The sequence below is a fragment of the Streptomyces silvae genome, assembly GCF_016745505.1.
In the GTDB taxonomy this organism is placed as follows: domain Bacteria; phylum Actinomycetota; class Actinomycetes; order Streptomycetales; family Streptomycetaceae; genus Streptomyces; species Streptomyces silvae.
Genome location: NZ_JAERUC010000102.1, coordinates 41,133 through 59,674, shown reverse-complemented (window position 1 = coordinate 59,674; position 18,542 = coordinate 41,133). Strand labels below are relative to the sequence as shown.

General features: G+C 70.9%; 16 protein-coding genes. 8 read left to right on the top strand and 8 right to left on the bottom strand.

Annotated features, from left to right (window positions below; translation table 11 throughout):
• A partial coding sequence (locus tag JKV81_RS15975) for a hypothetical protein (protein WP_236056784.1) occupies positions 1 to 332 on the top strand: 332 nt, incomplete at its 5' end.
• 89 nt (positions 333 to 421) lie between these two features.
• Here the strand turns inward: JKV81_RS15975 and JKV81_RS15970 are convergent.
• The 3 genes from JKV81_RS15970 to argJ form a co-directional block, all read right to left on the bottom strand.
• The gene (locus JKV81_RS15970; protein WP_261988106.1) at positions 422 to 1,201 is read right to left on the bottom strand and encodes an AfsR/SARP family transcriptional regulator; all 780 of its coding nucleotides are present in this window, start codon (positions 1,199 to 1,201) and stop codon (positions 422 to 424) included.
• A gap of 664 nt (positions 1,202 to 1,865) precedes the next feature.
• Entirely contained in the window at positions 1,866 to 2,873 is a 1,008-nt protein-coding gene (locus JKV81_RS15965; protein WP_129259841.1) for an MBL fold metallo-hydrolase, read from the bottom strand.
• A gap of 91 nt (positions 2,874 to 2,964) precedes the next feature.
• Positions 2,965 to 4,143 (bottom strand): bifunctional glutamate N-acetyltransferase/amino-acid acetyltransferase ArgJ, encoded by a 1,179-nt coding sequence (gene argJ, locus JKV81_RS15960; protein WP_129259840.1) that lies wholly within the window; start codon positions 4,141 to 4,143, stop codon positions 2,965 to 2,967.
• A 212-nt stretch (positions 4,144 to 4,355) separates the two neighbouring features.
• On the opposite strand from argJ, the gene JKV81_RS15955 reads away from it, so the two are divergent.
• From JKV81_RS15955 to JKV81_RS15930, 6 genes are all read left to right on the top strand, one after another.
• The gene (locus JKV81_RS15955; RefSeq protein WP_129259839.1) at positions 4,356 to 6,071 is read left to right on the top strand and encodes a thiamine pyrophosphate-binding protein; all 1,716 of its coding nucleotides are present in this window, start codon (positions 4,356 to 4,358) and stop codon (positions 6,069 to 6,071) included.
• Complete coding sequence (locus JKV81_RS15950; protein WP_202076443.1) at positions 6,071 to 7,606, top strand: asparagine synthase-related protein; 1,536 nt, start codon at positions 6,071 to 6,073, stop codon at positions 7,604 to 7,606. The genes JKV81_RS15955 and JKV81_RS15950 overlap by 1 nt, the downstream gene beginning before the upstream one ends.
• 53 nt (positions 7,607 to 7,659) lie before the next feature.
• Entirely contained in the window at positions 7,660 to 8,610 is a 951-nt protein-coding gene (gene speB, locus JKV81_RS15945; RefSeq protein ID WP_129259837.1) for an agmatinase, read from the top strand.
• Positions 8,607 to 9,581, top strand: coding sequence for a clavaminate synthase Cs1 (gene cs1 / locus JKV81_RS15940; protein ID WP_129259836.1), 975 nt, complete (start codon positions 8,607 to 8,609; stop codon positions 9,579 to 9,581). The genes speB and cs1 overlap by 4 nt, the downstream gene beginning before the upstream one ends.
• A 213-nt stretch (positions 9,582 to 9,794) precedes the next feature.
• Positions 9,795 to 11,456, top strand: a complete 1,662-nt coding sequence (locus tag JKV81_RS15935) for a penicillin-binding transpeptidase domain-containing protein (RefSeq protein ID WP_307820549.1) — start codon at positions 9,795 to 9,797, stop codon at positions 11,454 to 11,456.
• Positions 11,457 to 11,512: 56 nt separating this feature from the next.
• Positions 11,513 to 12,235, top strand: coding sequence for a 3-keto-5-aminohexanoate cleavage protein (locus tag JKV81_RS15930; RefSeq protein ID WP_202076439.1), 723 nt, complete (start codon positions 11,513 to 11,515; stop codon positions 12,233 to 12,235).
• 38 nt (positions 12,236 to 12,273) lie between these two features.
• Here JKV81_RS15930 and JKV81_RS15925 read toward each other — a convergent pair whose 3' ends face one another.
• The 5 genes from JKV81_RS15925 to JKV81_RS15905 form a co-directional block, all read right to left on the bottom strand.
• Entirely contained in the window at positions 12,274 to 12,684 is a 411-nt protein-coding gene (locus JKV81_RS15925; RefSeq protein WP_202076438.1) for a hypothetical protein, read from the bottom strand.
• Between the two features lie 45 nt (positions 12,685 to 12,729).
• Complete coding sequence (locus tag JKV81_RS15920) at positions 12,730 to 13,251, bottom strand: protease inhibitor I42 family protein (RefSeq protein ID WP_202076437.1); 522 nt, start codon at positions 13,249 to 13,251, stop codon at positions 12,730 to 12,732.
• Positions 13,223 to 14,806 carry a peptidoglycan-binding protein gene (locus JKV81_RS15915; protein WP_129259831.1) on the bottom strand — a complete coding sequence of 528 codons (1,584 nt, stop codon included), beginning with the start codon at positions 14,804 to 14,806 and terminating at the stop codon, positions 13,223 to 13,225. Before JKV81_RS15915 ends, JKV81_RS15920 begins: the two co-directional genes overlap by 29 nt.
• A gap of 10 nt (positions 14,807 to 14,816) precedes the next feature.
• The gene (locus tag JKV81_RS15910; RefSeq protein ID WP_124279087.1) at positions 14,817 to 15,173 is read right to left on the bottom strand and encodes a hypothetical protein; all 357 of its coding nucleotides are present in this window, start codon (positions 15,171 to 15,173) and stop codon (positions 14,817 to 14,819) included.
• A gap of 155 nt (positions 15,174 to 15,328) precedes the next feature.
• Complete coding sequence (locus JKV81_RS15905; protein ID WP_307820548.1) at positions 15,329 to 17,536, bottom strand: 2Fe-2S iron-sulfur cluster-binding protein; 2,208 nt, start codon at positions 17,534 to 17,536, stop codon at positions 15,329 to 15,331.
• Positions 17,537 to 17,737: 201 nt separating this feature from the next.
• On the opposite strand from JKV81_RS15905, the gene JKV81_RS15900 reads away from it, so the two are divergent.
• Positions 17,738 to 18,358: a TetR/AcrR family transcriptional regulator gene (locus tag JKV81_RS15900; protein WP_129259830.1), complete on the top strand. Its 621-nt coding sequence runs from the start codon at positions 17,738 to 17,740 to the stop codon at positions 18,356 to 18,358.
• Positions 18,359 to 18,542: the final 184 nt, after the last annotated feature.

Sequence of the window (18,542 nt, the reverse complement as noted above, 5' to 3'; positions counted from 1 at the left end):
CCCGCGGGGAGGGCACGCCCGCACCACAGGAGGTGGCGATGAGACGGGTGTCCCGTCGTGGCGACATCGGAGCGGCCCTGCTGCTGCTCCTTCTGGACGCGGTCCTGCTGGCGTTCCTGCTCTTCGGGGTGGTCGTCTCGGGCGGCCTGACGGGCAGTCCGGACCGTACGGCGATCGGCCGCGAGGCCTCCGTCGCGGCGCAGGTGTGCCTGGTCTGCCTGCTGGTCTCGGCCGGCGTCGCGACCGCCGTGCGGGCCTGGACCACGCTGGCCGTGCAGGTCGTCGTCCTGGGCGGCGCCATGGTCGTCGCGTGGACGGGCTTCGGGCCGTGACGCGCGAGGGCGCCTCCCGCTCCTTCCCGTGACACACCACCGCGCTCCCCGGCACAGAGGCCGGGGAGCGCGGTCATGGACGGGCCTTCTCAGCGCACGGCCATACCCGGCACGGCGGAGAGCATGTCGGCGTCCTGGCACAGGATCGCGCGCTCCAGTGTGGTCAGCCTGGGGCCGGGGTAGATGCCCAGTTCGTCGGTGAGCGTGGTGCGGGCTCTTCGGAATACCGCGAGGGCGTCGGCCTGTCTCCCGGAGAGATAGAGCGCCCGCATCAAATGCGCGTACAGCTCTTCCCTGAGGGGATGCAGCACAATGAGGTCGGTGAGCTCGACGATGGCCTCTTCGTATTGACCCAGACCGATTTCCAGGCAAATACGCTGCTGCAGTGCGGCGATACGCTCCTCTTCCAGCCGGGCGGCGCGGGTCTGCAGCGCACTGCTCGATATCGTGGCCAGGGCGGGGCCCCGCCAGAGGGCGAGTGCTTCCTTGAGGAGGTCCAGCGCCTGCTCCTCGAGCTTCGCACGCACCAGCCCCTTCGCCGTGGCGACATTGCGCCGGAAGATATCGCTGTCGATTTCGCACAGGTCGGGGTCCAGCTGGTAACCGGAATCCGTCGACCGGACGGTTTCCTGCGGTGCGCCGATCGAGGCGAGCGAGCGGCGGATCATCCACACACTCGTCTGCAGCTGTCCAGAGGCGGTCCGGGGCGGGTTCTCGCCCCAGAGTTGGGTGATGAGTTCGGGAGTGTTGACGGTCCTGCCCGACGCAAGTGCGAGGGCGGTGAGAACCCGGAGCTGCCGCTGCCCGGCGAGGGGGACCGGGACCTTCCGGGACATCATGGAGATCGGACCCAATATACGAATCTGCACGCCGACCACTGGGGGGTCTCCCGTTCTGCCTGTCCATGGCCCTCTGCGCGCCATGAACTGCTGGATTTATGCAACGCCAGGACACGTGATGCGCCGGCCGATGGAGCGAAAGCAGTGATTACGACTGCGGTCGCTACGCGCGTAGTGAGCTCCCGTCCCGTCAATTCGGGACAGTAATAAGCCAACCTCGTGGCGTCAACGAGGCCCTGGGGGGTGGGGCTGAAAACCATCGCATCGAGGAGCCCCCAAGCGAACGTAAAGAGAATTCCAGGATTACGCCCATGGGGGCCAGCGGCCAGGAATACATGATCACGGATCGCGCGGAGTAATCACGGCGCCCCCCGGCGTCCCGCGCACGGTCGGGCACGACCCCCCGGAACGCAGCGCCCTTGCGGAATATGTGCGTCCACTGTGAAGAGAATGGGGAACACGTGTGGAGAGTGTGATTACCCAGCGCATCGATCCCGCCTCCCGCACATCACCTCAGTGGACTAGACCAGTGATGGCGGAAACCCGCGCACAGGCAGGCCGGAGCGGGACGCCGGAGGCACCGAAACGCGACGCCCGGCCTCATAGCGCTGGCGCGGACGCCTCCCGGGGCCACACCCCCACCGCCGGAGGATTCGAGGTCCGGGCGCGCACCGCCCGAGGTGTGGGAGACCGGTCAGGTGGACGCCGGTGCGGTGACGTCGAGCAGCTCCAGATGGCGGGGGGCCAGCACGCGCGTTCCGCCACCCCGCGCCTGCCGTTCGGCGGCCTGCTTGAGCGCGGTCACCGCCCCGGAGGACACCGTGCCGGAGATCCCGGAGGCGCCGAGGGGGGTCACCATGTCGTCGTGGTGACACGGCAGGAGCAGGGAGGGTGACCCCAGAGCGGCCAGCAGCCGGTCCGGATAGCCGTGAACGGCCTCGTGCCCGCTCATGCCGACCACCGCCACATCGGGCCGGGCGCCCGCGAGTTCACGCTCGGCGACGTTGCTGGTGCCGGTCAGCAGCACCGAAGGGCCCCCCTCCACGGACAGCTGGAACGCCAGCGTCCGCCCCTCGACCAGGTCACCGAGGGTCCGCGGCCGCTCCGGGACGGCGTCCCGGGTGCCGGGGGCGAACGAGGTGTAGTCCTGCTGCCGGCTGTGCAGGCTGCGAAACACCTCGACGCTGTACCCGTCGAACTGGAGATGGTCACCCCCGGTCACCGCCACCACGTCCGCCATGCGGGACGCGGGCACCCCCATCGCTCCGAGCAGATGGCGTGACGTGCCGTCACAGAGGGTCCGCACACGCCGGCCGCTCCATCCCGGCCGCGACAACAGGTGCGGCACGTCGGCGAGATGGTCGAAGTGCCCGTGACTGACCAGAATCAGCTCCGGTACGCCCGTGAGCACCTTCTCCGCCACGTGCTCCACCGCCTCCGGGTCCGGGCGCAGGGGCAGCGCCGGATCGAGCGCGCCGTCCGCGCCTGCGTACGGCATGCGGCTCAGGTACGGGTCGAAGAGCACGCTGCGGCCGGCGAAGGTCAGCTCCCAGCCCGCGACGCCCAGCCAGCGCATCCCGAGCTCGACCCCCTTCGCCGCACGGGGACGGGCGGCCGGCAGCGGGGCGGCGCCACCGACGAGCAGCCCCGCCGCCCCCGCTCCCAGCGCACCCTGGAGAACCGACCTTCGCGACTGACTCATGCGCCACCTCGTTCACGTTGTGCTGATCATCTGTCACCCTACGGAGCAGATGTGAGGTGGCGGCGCATTTGAGTCAGCGGGCCGGGGCGCGTCAGGTGGTGTACTCGGAGTTCAGCCGTACGTACCCCTCCGTCAGGTCACAGCCGTAGACGGTGAACTCCCCTTCCCCGATGCCCAGTCCGATGCCGATGAGGACCTCGCCGCCACTCATGTGCCCGGCAACGGCCTTGCGCAGCTCGGCGTCCCCGGGACCGTCCGAGCGCTGCGGGTAGACCGAGATCCCGCCGAAGTCGACGGTGACGTTCTCCTGGAGGATGTCGGTGTCGTCGGTGCACTTGCCGATCGCCATCGTCACCCGCCCCCAGTTGGGGTCGCTGCCGTGCACCGCGGTCTTGACCAGCGGCGAGTTGACCACGGTCTTGCCGACACGCTTGGCCTGGGCCGCGTCCCGGGCCCCCGTGACCCGCACCTCGATCAGCTTGCTGGCCCCCTCACCGTCGGACGCGATGTTCTTCACCAGGGCGAGGGCCACTTCGTGCAGCGCCTCCTCGAACTCCGCCGGATCCACCTCGCCGGCCAGCCCGTTGGCGAAGAGCACTGCCGTGTCGCTGGTCGACGTGTCGGTGTCGATGGACACCGCGTTGAAGGTCCGGTCCATGACGCTGCGGAAGATGCGGTCCTGCTCGTCCCCGGGCAGCCGTGCGTCGGTGGCGAAGAAGGTCAGCAGTGTCGCCATGTCGGGTTCGAGCATGCCGACGCCCTTGGCGATGCCGACGAGCGTCGCCGCGCCACAGCGCACCCTGACCTCCTTCGGCCGGGTGTCGGTCGTCATGATGGCCCGCGCCGCGCGGTCGAACCCGCCGTCCGGAAAGGGCCACGCGAGCGTCTTGATGTGGGCGCGGATCTGCTCCATGGGGTATTGCAGGCCGATCACCCCGGTGGAGGCGATCAGCAGGTCGTCCTCCGGGATCCCGGTGGCCGCGGCCACGCTGTCCCGTACCTCCCGGGCGTTGCTCTCGCCCTCCGCGCCGGTGGCGACATTCGCGTTGCGGGCGAGGACCACGACCCCGCGCGCCTGCCCGCCGGCCGCCGACGCCCGGCTGAGCACCACGCTCGGCCCGGCAAAGCGGGACTTGGTGAACACCGCGCTGACCTGGGCGGGAACGGTCGATGCCAGCACCGTGAAGTCGTCCCGCCCGTCGTCCGAGAGACCTGCGGGAGCGGTGTGCACCACGAACCCCTCGGGGTCCCGGTCCGTCGTACCGGTCATGATCGCCTTCTTCCCTCTGTACTTCTTTATGCACCGGACTGTATGTCTATTCATCTATCACAGAAGGTGCGCGCGCAGGACCGGAACCGGAAGCCCGCCGCCTCGAAGTGCACTACAGCGCGGTCGGATAGGCGCTGGAGAGGCGGTGGAGAGATCCCACCGGCACGGTGACGGCATTCCGCTTCCCGTCGACATCCTGGAGACGACGCCGTATGTCCCGTGTATCGACCAAGCCCAGTGGCAACCCCACGGCCGCACACGCACTGCTCAAGCGTCTCCACGAGCACGGAGTGGAGACGGTGTTCGGCGTCGTGGGCCGCGAAGCCGCCTCCATCCTCTTCGACGAGGCGCCGGGGATCGACTTCGTGCTCACCCGGCACGAGTTCACGGCCGGTGTCGCGGCCGACGTCCTGGCCCGCATCACCGGCCGGCCGCAGGCCTGCTGGGCCACGCTCGGTCCCGGCATGACGAACCTCGCCACCGGCGTGGCGACCTCGATCCTGGACCGCTCGCCCGTCATCGCGCTGGCCGCGCAGTCCGAGTCGCACGACATCTTCCCCAACGACACGCACCAGTGCCTGGACTCCGTCTCCGTCATGCGCCCCATGACGAAGTACGCGGTCGAGCTCCAGCGCCCCGACGAGATCACCGACCTGGTGGACTCCGCCGTCGCCGCGGCGATGACCGAGCCCGTGGGCCCCAGCTTCATCTCCATCCCGGTCGACCTGCTCGGCGCCGACATCGACGCCTCGGTCACGCACCCGGCCGCGCACACCCCGGCCAAGCCGGTCGGGGCCGTCCACGCCGACTGGCAGGCCGCCGCCGACAAGGCCGCCGCCCTGGTCGCCGGTGCCGAGCACCCGGTGTTCGTCGTCGGCGCGGCGGCCATCCGCTCCGGCGCCGTCCCCGCGATCCGGGCCCTGGCCGAGCGCCTGGACGTCCCCGTCATCACCACGTACATCGCCAAGGGCGTCCTGCCGCACGGCCACCACCTCAACTACGGTGCGGTCACCGGTTACATGGACGGCATCCTGTCCTTCCCCGCCCTCGAGACCCTCTTCGGTCCCGCCGACGTGATCGTGACGCTCGGGTACGACTACGCCGAGGACCTGCGTCCGTCGATGTGGGACCGCGGCGGCGAGAAGCAGACCGTTCGCATCTCCCCGACGGTGAACCCGATCCCCCGGGTCTACCGCCCGGACGTCGACGTCGTCACCGACGTGCTGGCCTTCGTCGAGCACCTGGACTCCGCCACCGCCGAGGTCGCGAAGAAGACGCCCCACGACATCGCCCCGCTCCGCGAGCGGGTCGCGGAGTTCCTGGCCGACCCCACCGAGTACGACGACGGCATGCGGGTGCACCAGGTGATGGACTCCATGAACACGGTCATGGCGGAGATGGCCGCCCCCGGTGAGGGCACGATCGTCTCGGACATCGGGTTCTTCCGGCACTACGGGGTGCTCTTCGCCCGCGCCGACCAGCCCTTCGGCTTCCTGACCTCCGCCGGCTGCTCCAGCTTCGGCTACGGCATCCCCGCTGCCATCGGCGCGCAGATGGCCCGCCCCGGTCAGCCCACCTTCCTCATCGCGGGCGACGGCGGCTTCCACTCCAACAGCGCCGACCTGGAGACGATCGCGCGGCTCAACCTGCCCATCGTGACGGTCGTCGTCAACAACGACACCAACGGGCTGATCGAGCTCTACCAGAACCTGGGCCACCAGCGCTCCCACGACCCGGCCGTCAAGTTCACCGGGGTGGACTTCACCGAACTCGCCCGCGCCAACGGCGTCGAGGCCGTCAAGGCCGGTACGCGTGAGGACCTGCTCGCCGCCCTGCGCAAGGGAGCGGGGCTCGGCCGGCCGTTCCTGATCGAGGTCCCGGTGAACTACGACTTCACGTCCGGCGGCTTCGGTGCCCTGAGCATCTGATCATGACACCCACACTCCCCGCGGCCACGGGGTTCCTGGTCTCCGCCCGACAGGGCGTGGGCCGGGCCCCGGGGCCCGTCTTCGCCACCCTGGGCGCCCATGAGTCCACGGCCGAAGCCCTCCGCACCCAGACCCTCGACGCCGTGCTCGTCCACTCGGGTTCCGCCGAGGACGCCGTGGCCCGCTTCGGCGACACGGCGCTCGTCCTGGCGGGCGAGCTGTACAACAGGGAGGAGCTGCTCACCCTCCTCCCGTCCGGCAGCGACGTCCGCACGGACGCGCAGCTCGTGCGCGCTCTCCTGGGCGTGTACGACCTGCACGCGTTCCGGCTGCTCAACGGCCGGTTCGCGGCGGCCGCCGCGCTCGGGAACCGGGTGCTGCTGGCCACCGACCACGCGGGTTCCGTACCGCTCTACACCCTCCCGGCGCCGGGGCGCGTCCTCGCCGCCACGGAGATCAAGGCCCTCGTCCCGTCGACGGCCGACACCCCGCCGGCCGGGCGGCCCGTCGCCGACGCGCCCAGGGTCCGACGGGTGCCGGGTGTCCACCAGGTGCCCGCCGGAACGGTCCTGGACCTCGACGTACGGACCGGAACCGCCGTCACCTCGCGGACCTGGGCACCTCCGCTGTCACGGCGGGTCATGTCGGAGGCGGAGGCGACCGCCGCCGTGCGCACGACGCTGGAACGGGCCGTCAGGGCACGTACGGCCGGCGGCACGACGCCGCTGGTCGTACTCTCCGGAGGTATCGATTCCTCCGGGGTCGCCGCGCTCGCCGCCGCACACACACGCGGCCCCCTGGACACCCTGTCCATGGGGACGGACACCGCGGACGAGTTCGCCGAGGCCCGCGTGGTCGCCGGCCATCTCGGCTCCGCCCACCGGGAGATCACCGTCCCGACCGCGGACCTCCTCGGCCAGCTCCCCTACGCGGTCTGGGCGTCCGAGTCCGTCGACCCGGACATCATCGAGTACCTGCTCCCGCTCACCGCCCTGTACCGGGCGCTCGACGGGCCGCCCCGCCGGATACTCACCGGTTACGGGGCCGACATCCCGCTCGCCGGCATGCACCGGGAGGACCGGCTGCCCCAGCTGGACACGGCGGTGGCGTACGACATGGCCACCTTCGACGGCCTCAACGAGATGACTCCGGTGCTCTCCGGCATCCAGGGCCACTGGTCGACGCACCCGTACTGGGACCGCGACGTCCTGGACCTGCTGGTGTCGCTGGAGGCCGGACTCAAACGCCGTTACGGCCGCGACAAATGGGTCCTGCGCGAGGCGATGAGCGCTCTGCTCCCCCAGGAGACGGTCAACCGGCCGAAGCTCGGGGTGCACGAGGGGTCGGGGACGACGTCCTCCTTCAGCCTTCTGCTGATGGACGCCGGAGTGCCGGACGCCGATGTGCACCGGGCCAAGTCCCTGGTGGTGCGGGAGATCTTCGACCGGGTGGTCGTCGAAGGCCTCGATCCCGCCGTCGTCAGCACCACCGACGCGGTGGACCAGGTGGCCGCACGGCTGAAGGAGACCGAGTGAACCGCCCCGGATCCCGGACCGGCCGGCGGCCGGTCCGACAGGAGGGATGACGCGTGGAACGTGTCGACACCGCGATCTCGCCCCGCTACGCGCAGATCCCCACCTTCATGCGCCTGCCGCACGACCCGCACCCCAGTGGGCGTGACGTCGTCGTCATCGGCGCCCCTTACGACGGAGGTACCAGCTACCGGCCGGGGGCCCGCTTCGGCCCGCGGGCCATCCGCAACGAGTCCGGCCTGATCCACGGGGTCGGGATCGACCGGGGGCCCGGCACCTTCGACCTCATCAGCTGTGTGGACGGCGGGGACATCGACCTCACCCCGTTCAACATGCACATCGCCATGGAGACCGCCCACCGCCATCTGCGTGACCTCCTCCAGGACAACGCGGCCTTCCTGATGCTCGGCGGCGACCACTCGCTCACCCTGGCCGCCCTGCGTGCCGTGGCCGAGCAGCACGGGCCCGTCGCGGTGGTCCATCTGGACGCACACTCCGACACCAACCCCGCCTTCTACGGAGGGGAGTTCCACCACGGCACCCCCTTCCGCCACGGCATCGACGAAGGGCTCATCGACCCTGCCCGCACGGTGCAGATCGGCATCAGGGGCCACAACCCACAGCCCGACTCGCTGGACTACGCACGGGGCAAGGGGGTGCGAATCGTCACGACGGACGAGTTCGTGGAGACCGGTGTCGCCGGGACCCGTGCGCTCGTCCAGGAGCTCATCGGTGACCGTCCGGTCTACGTGTCGGTCGACGTCGACGTCGCCGACCCGGCCTTCGCCCCGGGCACCGGCACCCCCGCTCCCGGCGGGCTCTCCTCCCGCGAGGTGCTGGGCCTGCTGCGCTGCGTGGGCGAGCTGCGGCCGGTCGGTTTCGACGTCATGGAAGTCTCGCCCCTCTACGACCACGCCGGGATCACCTCCGTCCTGGCGACCGAGATAGGCGCGGAACTGCTCTACCAGTACGCCCGCGCTCACATCAAAGGAAGGAACGACGCGTGACCGTCATCGACTGCTCCTCTCTCCGCGACGAACTCCTGGAACTCGCCTCGCGCCTGCCGGCGGTGCCACGTGCGGACCTTCCGGCCTTCCTGGCTGCCGCGAAGGAGGCGTCCGGAGAACTCCCCGCCCCGGTGGCCGAGGCGCTCGACGCCTTCAACGCCTCCGGCAACGAGGACGGCTACCTCCTGCTGCGCGGACTGCCGGTGGAGCCGGAGGACCGGCTCCCGCGCACCCCCGAGTCCACGCCCGCGCCGGTGGAGCGCCCTCTGCTGACCATGGAGGCGATGCTCGGCGTCGTGGGCCGCCGGCTGGGCCTGCACACCGGTTACCAGGAGCTGCGCAGCGGCACCGTCTACCACGACGTGTACCCCTCGCCCGGTGCGCACCACCTGTCCTCGGAGACCTCCGAGACCCTGCTGGAGTTCCACACGGAGATGGCGTACCACCAGCTCCAGCCCAACTACGTGATGCTGGCCTGCTCCCGTGCCGACCACGAGCGCAGGGCGGCGACCCTGGTCGGCTCGATCCGCAAGGCGCTGCCGCTGGTCCCGGAGGGCTTCCGGGCCCACCTGTTCGACCGCAAGGTGCCCTGCTGTGTCGACGTGGCCTTCAGGGGCGGTGTCGAGGACCCGGGCGCGATAGCCGAGGTGAAGCCGTTGTACGGCGATCCTGCCGACCCGCTGCTGGGGTACGACCGGGAGCTGCTGGCCCCCGAGGACCCCCGGGACGTCGAGGCCGTGGAGTCGCTGTCCAAGGCGCTGGACGAGGTCACCGAGGCCGTGCACCTCGTGCCCGGTGACGTACTGATCATCGACAACTTCCGTACGACGCACGCCCGTACGCCGTTCACGCCGCGTTGGGACGGGGCGGACCGGTGGCTGCACCGGGTCTACATCCGCACCGACCGCTTCGGTCAGCTCTCCGGCGGGGAGCAGGCCGGCGACGTGGTCGCTTTCACTCCGCGCAACTGACCTCGCCCCCTCGACCGCCCGGTGGGCCGGTGGTGCTCCGCGACGGTGCGGGGCACCACCGGCCCACTCGTCGTGCTGCCCGCTCTCGGCTCACTCTTCCACCACTCTTCATGGGGGCCCGGCGCCCGCGGACAGCGGTTAGCGTGTCGGGCAGGTGGCCGGAGGCGGTCCGGCCGCGCCAGGAACCCGCAGTCGACAAGGAGACCACGCCAAGTGTCGGACCCCACCTTGCAGCAGATGGCACGTCATGACCGCGTACGCCGGGGCGGTGCACGCAGAGGGCCGTTACTGGGCGTGGCGATGGCCGTCGTCCTCGCGTCCGGCGCGGGGTGGTGGGGGTACAACGCGTGGTCCGGGGACGGGCCCGAGCGGGACCCCGACGTGGTCGCGGCGACGGAACAGCTCCAGTCGTTCCTCGACGCCTGGGCGGCGGGCGAGGCCGCGAAGGCCGGGGCGCTGTCCGACTCACCCCGGACCGCGGAGTCACTGCTGACCTCCGTGATGACCAATCTGAAACCCACCGGGGCGAAGCTGACGGCGGGCGACGGGAAGAAGGACGACCAGGGCAAGGTGGTCGTCCCGTACACCGCGCGGTTCGCCGTCCCCGCCGTGGGCGAATTCCGCTACGAGTCGGAAGCGGCCCTGACCGGGAAGGCGGGGAAGTGGGTCGTGGAGTTCGGCTCCCCGATGGTCCATCCACGGCTGGTGCCCGGCAAGACGCTCGCGCTCAAGGCGGTCGCGAAGCGTGCCGCCGTGCTCGACGCCAACGGTGACGACCTGCAGGCCGCCTCGCTGCGCGGCTCGGTCGACGAGCAGGGCAAGGGCACGTTCGGGCTGGAAGCACGGTACGACAAGCAGTTGCGGGGCGGCGGGGGTGCGGCCACCAGTGAGGTGGTGATCGCCGACCGGCAGTCCGGTGAGGCGGAGGCGTCCCTCACCAAGAGCTCCGCGAAGCCCGGCACACCCGTGAGGACCACGATCGACCCGAAGGTCCAGGGTGCGGCGGCGGCGGCGATGGAGGGCCTGGAGGTGAACGCGGCCCTGATCGCCCTGGAGCCGTCGACGGGCAACGTCCTGGCGGTCTCCAGCCGTCCGGCCGGGGGGATCAACCGGGCGCTGGCCGGGCGCTATCCGCCCGGGTCGACGTTCAAGGTGGTCACGGCGGCGGCCATGCTGAAGGCGGGCATGAAGCCGTCGGACGTCGTGGCGTGTCCGAAGTTCACCCGTGTCGACGGGCAGCGGTTCGAGAACCAGAACCAGTTCACGCTGCCGGCGGGGTCGACGTTCAAGGACTCCTTCGCGAAGTCCTGCAACACCATGTTCGTGGAGAACCGCGCCAAGGCGGGCGGCTCCGCCCTGCACGACACGGCGGAGGCCTTCGGGATCGGTGGCGAGTGGGACGTCGGGGACGTCACGTACGACGGGTCGGTCCCGGTGACGACGTCGGACAACGACCTCGCGGCGTCCACCATCGGCCAGGCCCGGGTGCAGGCATCGCCCCTGGTGATGGCTTCCATCGCGGCGACGGTGAAGGAGGGCACCTTCAAACAGCCGGTGCTGGTGCCCGGAGCGGTCAAGAAGAAGCACGAGGCGACGGCGCGGCTCGACCCGTCCGTGACCGGAGCCCTGCGCGAGATGATGCGGGCGACCGTGACCTACGGCGCGGGAAGCGCCCTGACCGGCATTCCCGGGGAACCGCACGCCAAGACCGGGACGGCCGAGTTCGGCGAGGAGAAGCCCCCGCGCACCCATGCCTGGATGATCGGCTACCAGGGCGACAGCGATCTGGCCTGGTGCGTGATGCTGGAGGACGGCGGTTCCGGCGGAGCCGACGCGGGGCCGGTGGCGGCGAGGTTCCTGAAGAACCTCACCTGACCGGCACCGGCGGAGCGCCGAGAAGAGCGGGCACCGGATCTGGCAGAGTGCCGCCCATGTTGCAGGTGTGTGTGAACGGTGCCCGTGACCGTGCCGAGTTCGGCGCTCTCCCGGTGACGCCCGAGGAACTGGCCGCTGCGGCGGAGCGGGCTGTCGCCGCCGGGGCCGAGGACGTGCATCTGCACCCCAAGGACGCCGACGGCCGGGACTCCTTGGCGCCCGAGCTGGTGGGTGCGGCGGTCACGGCGGTGCGTGCCGCCGTACCGGGGCATGTGCGGGTGGGAGTGACGACGGGGGCGTGGGCGGTTCCCGATCCCCGGCGTCGCGCCGATCTCATCCGCGCCTGGACGGTGCTGCCCGACCATGCCTCGGTGAACTGGCACGAGCCCGGTGCCGAGGCGGTGGCCCATGTGCTGCGGGGCCTCGGTATCGGTGTCGAGGCCGGCATCTACTCCGGTACCGACGCGGCCCGCGGATTCCTGGCGTCACCGCTGTCGTCCCATGTGCTGCGCGTGCTCGCCGAGGTCACCGACACCGATCCCCGGACGGCGGCGGGTACCGCGGAGAGCCTGGTGCGGGAGCTGGGCCGGGGACTCGCGGCGCCCGTGCTCCTGCACGGGGAGGACGGCGGAGCGTGGCCGGTCCTGCGGGCTGCGGCACGGCTCGGCCTGGACACCAGGGTCGGCCTCGAAGACGTCCTGGTGCTGCCTGACGGTTCGGCAGCCGGGGACAACGCCGCTTTGGTCCGCGCCGCGCGGAGGGTCCTGGACGGCCGGTGAAGCCGGAGCCCCCGAACCGCCGGGTTCACCGGAGAAGGTCAGGTGCCCTGGCCGCGCGCCCGGGTCAGCTGCTTCAGTTCGATGATGGTCGCGACGGCGCGCAGCCAGGTCGCCGCGGTGTCGTCGGCGGCGATGCCGCCCACGAGTTCGGCGCCGGCCCGCAGCCACTCCCTGACGAGGTCGGCCGCCTCCCGGCGGGGCAGCGGCTCGGGCAGCTCCATGGCGCGGGCCAGCCCGCCGGCGCGCACGGTGTCGGCGAGGAAGGCGACCGAGCGGGGCTCGGTGCCGAGCCGGTCGAGGATGACGGCGGCGGCCGCCGCACCGTCGCCCATCAGGGCGGTGCGCCGGGGGCCGGGTTCGGCGGTGAGGCCGTAACGCAGCAGGACGGTGATGTCGAGCGTGGCCAGCTCGTCGTCCGTACGGTCGGGCGGGGGCGGGGCGTCGTTCATGGCGGGACCTCGGATATCTCGTCTGCGCTGACCGGCCGCTGCGGTTCAGTCGACGGTGACGGTGTAGGTGATGCGTTCGGGAGCCTGGGAGGGGGTCGCCTCCGTGGCCGGGGTGTCGGAGGGCGCGGTGGTCTCGGGGGGCAGCTCGGAGGTGTTGCCCTGGCACGTGGTGAACGTGCAGTGCAGCAGCGTGAACCGGGTGACGCCCTTGCCCTTGGCCTCGAAGGTGAAGGCGAGCCGTCCGCCGGCCCCCGCCCCGTCGCCGGAGTCCGAGGCGTGGTCCCGGCCGCGGCTGACCAGCACCGAGCTGTCGGGCTCGGGGTCGACCAGATACCAGTACTCGCGGGTGGAGGCGTTCTGGTCGACGGTGACCGCGAAGCGCTCGCCCGGCTCGGCGGTGATGTCGGTGTCCTTCGCCGTGTAGCTCGTGGGGCCGTCCGCGGTGCCCGGGGAGCCGCCGGCCGGTCCGTCGGTGCCCGGGCCGCAGCCCGTGGCGAGAGCGAGGAGCGCGGCCGCCGCGATCGCGGCACCGCTCCTGCTACCGGGGAAGATAGACACTGTACGCATTGGGGAGATCACTGCTGGAAGCCTTGCCCATGTGGCCGTTGATGAAGTCGTCCTCGCTGACCCAGGTGGTCGAGCCCCAGGGGTTGTACACCTGAAGCATGTCACCTTCCTGGGCGATGATGGTCATCGCGTGGGCGCCCTCCTCACCTGAGACGTCGACCGGCACCGGCCGCCCCTGCGCCACCGACCTCTCGACTTCGGTGAGGACCGCCCTGCGGTCGGCGGCGCTGTCCAGGTCCTGGCGCTCGTAGTCGTTGCCGGTGGCACTGCCGACAGTGGAGTCGTTGATCCGCTCCTGCCCCTCGGGGCCCATGCCGCCCCAGTTCTCACCGCCGTCGCCTTCGGTGTGCAGCCGGTGCTGTTCGGCCACCAGCCGCTGCTTGAAGGCCTCGGGGTCGTCCTGCTGCCCGTCGGGACCACCGGTGAGGTCGAGCGCGTACAAGGGGTCGACCATGGCGCGGGAGGTGACGGTGGACGAGGCCACGCAGGTGCCCTCGGAGCCGTCGCCGCCCTGGACCCACCGCTGGCCGTCGAACGTGGCGTAGTCCTTGTTGTTGTTCGAGCCGTCCGGCGCCAGGCCCTCGTCGTCCATGCTGTCCGCCTCGGTGACCACCGGAGTGAGGTGGCGGCGCATCCAGTCGGGGTCCTTGCCGTGGATCTTGCCCTGGAACTCCTCGATCTCGGCAACGCTGTGACCGGCGGCGAGGGCCTTCATCAGATAGGCCCGCTCCTGCGGCGTCTCCGACTTCGCCAGCATCCGCTCCATGGCCATCTCGTCGTCGAGGCTCAGCAGGTCCATGCGCGCCGACGCGCGCTCCAGCTCGGCGGCCTTGAGGATCTCGTTCAGCTCGGCGTCGGCGCCGGCGACACCGGTGTCGGCGAGCATCAGCTTGTCGACGGAGGTGAGTTCGCTGGTCTCCATCTTCCCGGCCCGAGCCTCGGCGGCCCACTTGTTCAGGTCCCGGGCCGCGATGCGGGCGGCCTCCTGCGCGTCGGACACGGCCTCGTGCATCAGGTCGACCGCGTACGAGCTGAAGTGGGCGGCGTTCTTACGGTCCCACTCCTCCTCGTCGTTCTCGTGGAGGTCGTCGAAGAACCCGTCCTTGCCGCCGAGCAGCTTCCGCTGTTCCAGCAGCTGGCCGCGCCCCCGTGCGTCCTTGCGCTGCGCGGCGCCGACCGCGTCGGCCAGCGTCAGCAGCACCGTCGCGCCGCCGTGGAACGCCTCGGTCATCTGGGTCGCGGCCCGCCCGGCGGCGTTCACGGCGGCGGAGGCCAGGACGCTCGTGTCGCCGACCCATACCTCCGGAAGGCCTTTACGGCCCACCCGGTCGACCTGGTCGAAGACGTCGCCGACGGGGCCGACCTGACCGCGGTAGAGATCGGCCAGGCGCTCCAGCGTCCCCTGGTCGCCGCCCGGTTCGGGCACCGACAGCGCGTCGCCGATCAGGTCGAGGACCTCGTTCTTGCTCCCGGCACCGAGCATCTTCTTGGACAGGCCGGCGAGCCACGCGAGGCGGAGTTCAGGGGATTCGAAAGGAGAGGGGAAGAAGGACATCGGCCCGGCCTCAGTAGCTCGACAGGGCCGAGGCGGTGCGCCGGCCCTGCGTCGATGTGTCGGGGACGGAGACGCTGTCCGTCTCCCTCTTCACCAGGCCGTCGCTGCCGTGGTAGGTGTTCTTGGCCAACTGCACCTTGCTGCCGAGCTCGTGGAGCGCGGAGGCCAGTGTCTTGGCCTCGGCCTCCCACGCCTTGACGAACGCGTTGATCGCCGACGCGGCGTCGGCGCCGCCGGCCTCGTCGTACGAGTAGGTCGTGCGGGACTTCACGGCCGAGCGGACGCCGTCCATGTCCGTACCGGCGTCGTCGAGTTGCTGGGCCTGACCGGTCATACCCGCCTTGGCCTGGTAGCCGTCGAAGCCCACCGCTCTCCCCCGTACATGTTCGATTACGACCGCAGGCAGGCTAACACCCACCGCATATACGAAGATCACACCTCACATGTCGCACACACCTCCTCGACATCATCCACCCCACAGCCGACGACGGGGCAGGGGCACGGACCCCCGCCCCGCTCGCGTCACGGCTCTGCGATGTCGACGGTGACCCCGGACAGCGGGCAGCCCACGCAGGTCAGCACATAGCCTTCGGACCTCTGTTGCGGTGTCAGGCAGTTCGGCTCGTTCTGTGCGACTTCCCCGCTGCGCAGCCGCACCATGCAGTCCCCGCAGTTCCCGACCGTGCAGGAGTGCGGCATCGCCAGTCCCGCGGCGAGTCCCGCGTCGAGCAGCGTCTGGCCGGGCTCGACCATCACCGTGCCGAGGGTGCGGCCGTCCTCCTCGACGATCATCTCCTGTGGCACGGTCATCGCGCTTCCGGTGTCGGCGACGCTGGTGTAGCGCTCGCGGTGCACCTGCTCGTCCGGTACCCCGCGGCCGGCCAGGACGCTCCGGACGACGTCCATCAGCGGTTCGGGGCCGCAGACGTAGTAGTGCGCGTCCGCTGCCGGGGACCGGCGGGCGAGCCAACGCTCCACTCCGGCGGCGTCGAGCCGCCCGTCCCGGCGGGTCAGGACATGGGTGACCGAGAGCCGGTCGGGGAAGTCCTGTGCCAGCCGCGCGAGTTCAACGGCGAAGATGATCTCCTCGGCATCCCGGCTGCTGCACAGCAGTGCGATCCGGTCCCTCCCCGTCCGGTCGGCGATCCGTGCGCGGATCATGCTCATCATGGGGGTCACCCCGCTGCCGGCCGCGATGAGCACGGTGTCGCTCGGGGGCCGTGGCCCGGCGTGGAAGGAGCCCGACGGACCGCGCACCGCGAGGCGGTCGTCCACGCGGAGGCCTCGGTGCACATGGGTGGAGAACCGGCCGCTCCCGACGTGCTTGACGGTGACCTCGAGCCGGGACGAACCCGGCGCGGACGAGGCCGAGTAGGCCCGGCGGACCGGGCGGCCGTCGATGTCGGCGACGAGGGTGAAGTACTGGCCGGGCCGGAAGTCGAACGGTCGCGGGTCCCCGCCGACGTCTTCGAGTGCGAGGGTGATCGTGCTCGGGGTCTCCCTGCGGATCTCGGCGACGCGTACCTCCCGCAGGGGATGCCCGCTTCCGCCTTCACCTGTGTCAGCGCCCGCCGGGCGGGAGAACCCCTGGGGCCGGATGTCCTCGTACCCCTCCTTCCGCAGCCCGGAACGGTAGGCGCGGTCCATCACCCGCCGCAGCAGGCGGCTCACCCCGGGAATCGCTCCGACGGCCCTGAGCAGGAACGCGGGCGGACCGCCCGGGGAGGCGGAGGCGTTGGAGGCGAGGTGTTCCGCTCCCAGCGCCATCAGGTCCGGCATGGTGGCGGGATCCGGGTGCGCGCCGGGGCTCCACAGCCGTGAGCGCACCAGTGCGTCGTTGCCGGTCACCTCCGCGTGCTCGACGTCGATGAGCAGCGCCAGATGCGGAGGCATCCCGCGCAGTGCCATCGTCTCCAGCAGCGCGGGATCGTCGGTGATCGCGCCGCGGCCGTGGACGTGCAGCACACCGCTGCGCCCCGGCACGAGCGCCGCGAAGGAGAGACGGTCGTCCTGCAGCAGGTTGTGCAGGGTGTCAGCACGCTTGTTGCCCTTGCGGTCCGGGATGACGAGGGTGCGGCCGTCCAGGATCCGCGCCACCGCCTGCCGGTCCCCGCGCGGACTGGTGTCGCTGCCGCCGGAGGCGTCCCAGGTGGACAGGGCCAGGAACGGTGCCGCGGCCAGGAAGTCGGCGACGCCCGGCCCGGACAGGGGTCCGTCGTCCGCGAGAGGGGGCGCGGGGGCGGACGCACCCTGCGGGGACTGCCACAGTCCGGAGCGCAGGACGGCCTGCGCGCAGTGGACGTACGCCTCCGTGACGTCGACGAGAACCTGCCCGTCCTTACGGCCGGCCGCCGTGCCGTTGACGCGCAGGATCTCGCCGACGCCCGGCAGCAGGAAGAAGAGCGAGACCGGACCGTGCGGATCGCCCGTACCGGCGCGGGGGCCCCGACCGCGCGGATCGCCCGCACCGGCCAGGGGGAACGAGATCCGGGTGGGCGAGAGCGCTCGTGCGAACCCCGGCGTGCCGCCGACGAACGTCGTCCTGCTGGTCCCGTCGCTGTCCCGGTAGCCGAAGGCCGCGACCGGGCAGAGGGCCAGGACGGTCCGGCAGCCCTCGTCGAGCGCGCTGATCTGCTTGATCATGATCATCGGCGCCGGGCGGCCGATGACCGCATCCAGGTCGGCCACCGCTTCCAGCCGGTGCGGGGCGGAAGGGCGTACGTGCTTCACAGGAATTCCTCTCGTTCCCGGGCCGATCGGCCGGACGCCGGCAGCCGGAGCTGCGCCGGCTCGCCCCAACGGGAGCCATGCCGGATCCACGGCGCGCCTCTCCCAACGACAGAGGCGGCGTTTCCGCAGTTCATGGCACTATTGTGAGCAATAGTTCAGCTCTTTGACTACTCGCATTCCGAGCACTGAGGAGTCCTGCCGATGCCGTCGGCCGACCGCCGTCTCCAGCCACGTCGCAAGCCCCGTCAGGTCCGCGCCGAGCTCACCCGCGAGCGCATCCTCGCCTCCGCTGCTCACGTTTTCGCCGAGTACGGATACGCCGCCGGCACCACCAACCGCATCGCCGAGCACGCGCGGATCTCCATCGGGTCGCTGTACCAGTACTTCCCGAACAAGGACGCCGTCCTGGCCGAGCTGGTGGTGCGCCACATCGACCGTGGCACCTGGACGCAGGCCGACCGGCTCGATCTGTCCGAGGGAACCCTGGAGACGATGGTGCGCGCCCTGGTCCGCGACGCGATCGACAACCACCGCGACGACCCGCAGCTGTTGCGCATCATGATCGAAGAGGCGTCGTTCTCGCAGGAGTTGCTCGACACGATCGACCGGCACGGGCGTGACCGCGTGGAGCAGGTCCGCGACCTCCTCGCCCGGCACGCGGATGTCCGCGTACGTGACCTCCCGACGGCGGCCGAGCTCATCGTGTTCACCGTGGAGGCGAACACGCACAAGCTCATGGCCGCGCCGCAGACGGTCCCGGTCGAGTCGTTCGAGAACGAACTGGTGGACATGCTCACCCGCTATCTGCGGGGCAGCGGGTAGCGCCCGGGGTCGGTCGTGGTGGACCGGTCACGGCGCCGCCCCACGCGAAAACCCGTTGGCCGGACCACGGTGGCCGCTGCTATCTTTCCGGAGGCCGTGCGAGAGAACGAGGAGGTGGTACCCGTGAACGCAGTTTCGACATGGGTGCTCCTCTCCGGGGTCACGGTCGGGCGATAGGTCGTCC

Excerpts from the sequence above, each read along its gene's own strand:
- JKV81_RS15965 (WP_129259841.1), bottom strand. The coding sequence starts at position 2,873 with ATGAGTCAGTCGCGAAGGTCGGTTCTCCAGGGTGCGCTGGGAGCGGGG.
- argJ (WP_129259840.1), bottom strand. The coding sequence starts at position 4,143 with ATGACCGGTACGACGGACCGGGACCCCGAGGGGTTCGTGGTGCACACC.
- JKV81_RS15955 (WP_129259839.1), top strand. The coding sequence starts at position 4,356 with ATGTCCCGTGTATCGACCAAGCCCAGTGGCAACCCCACGGCCGCACAC.
- JKV81_RS15930 (WP_202076439.1), top strand. The coding sequence starts at position 11,513 with ATGTTGCAGGTGTGTGTGAACGGTGCCCGTGACCGTGCCGAGTTCGGC.
- JKV81_RS15925 (WP_202076438.1), bottom strand. The coding sequence starts at position 12,684 with ATGAACGACGCCCCGCCCCCGCCCGACCGTACGGACGACGAGCTGGCC.
- JKV81_RS15920 (WP_202076437.1), bottom strand. The coding sequence starts at position 13,251 with ATGCGTACAGTGTCTATCTTCCCCGGTAGCAGGAGCGGTGCCGCGATC.
- JKV81_RS15915 (WP_129259831.1), bottom strand. The coding sequence starts at position 14,806 with ATGTCCTTCTTCCCCTCTCCTTTCGAATCCCCTGAACTCCGCCTCGCG.
- JKV81_RS15900 (WP_129259830.1), top strand. The coding sequence starts at position 17,738 with ATGCCGTCGGCCGACCGCCGTCTCCAGCCACGTCGCAAGCCCCGTCAG.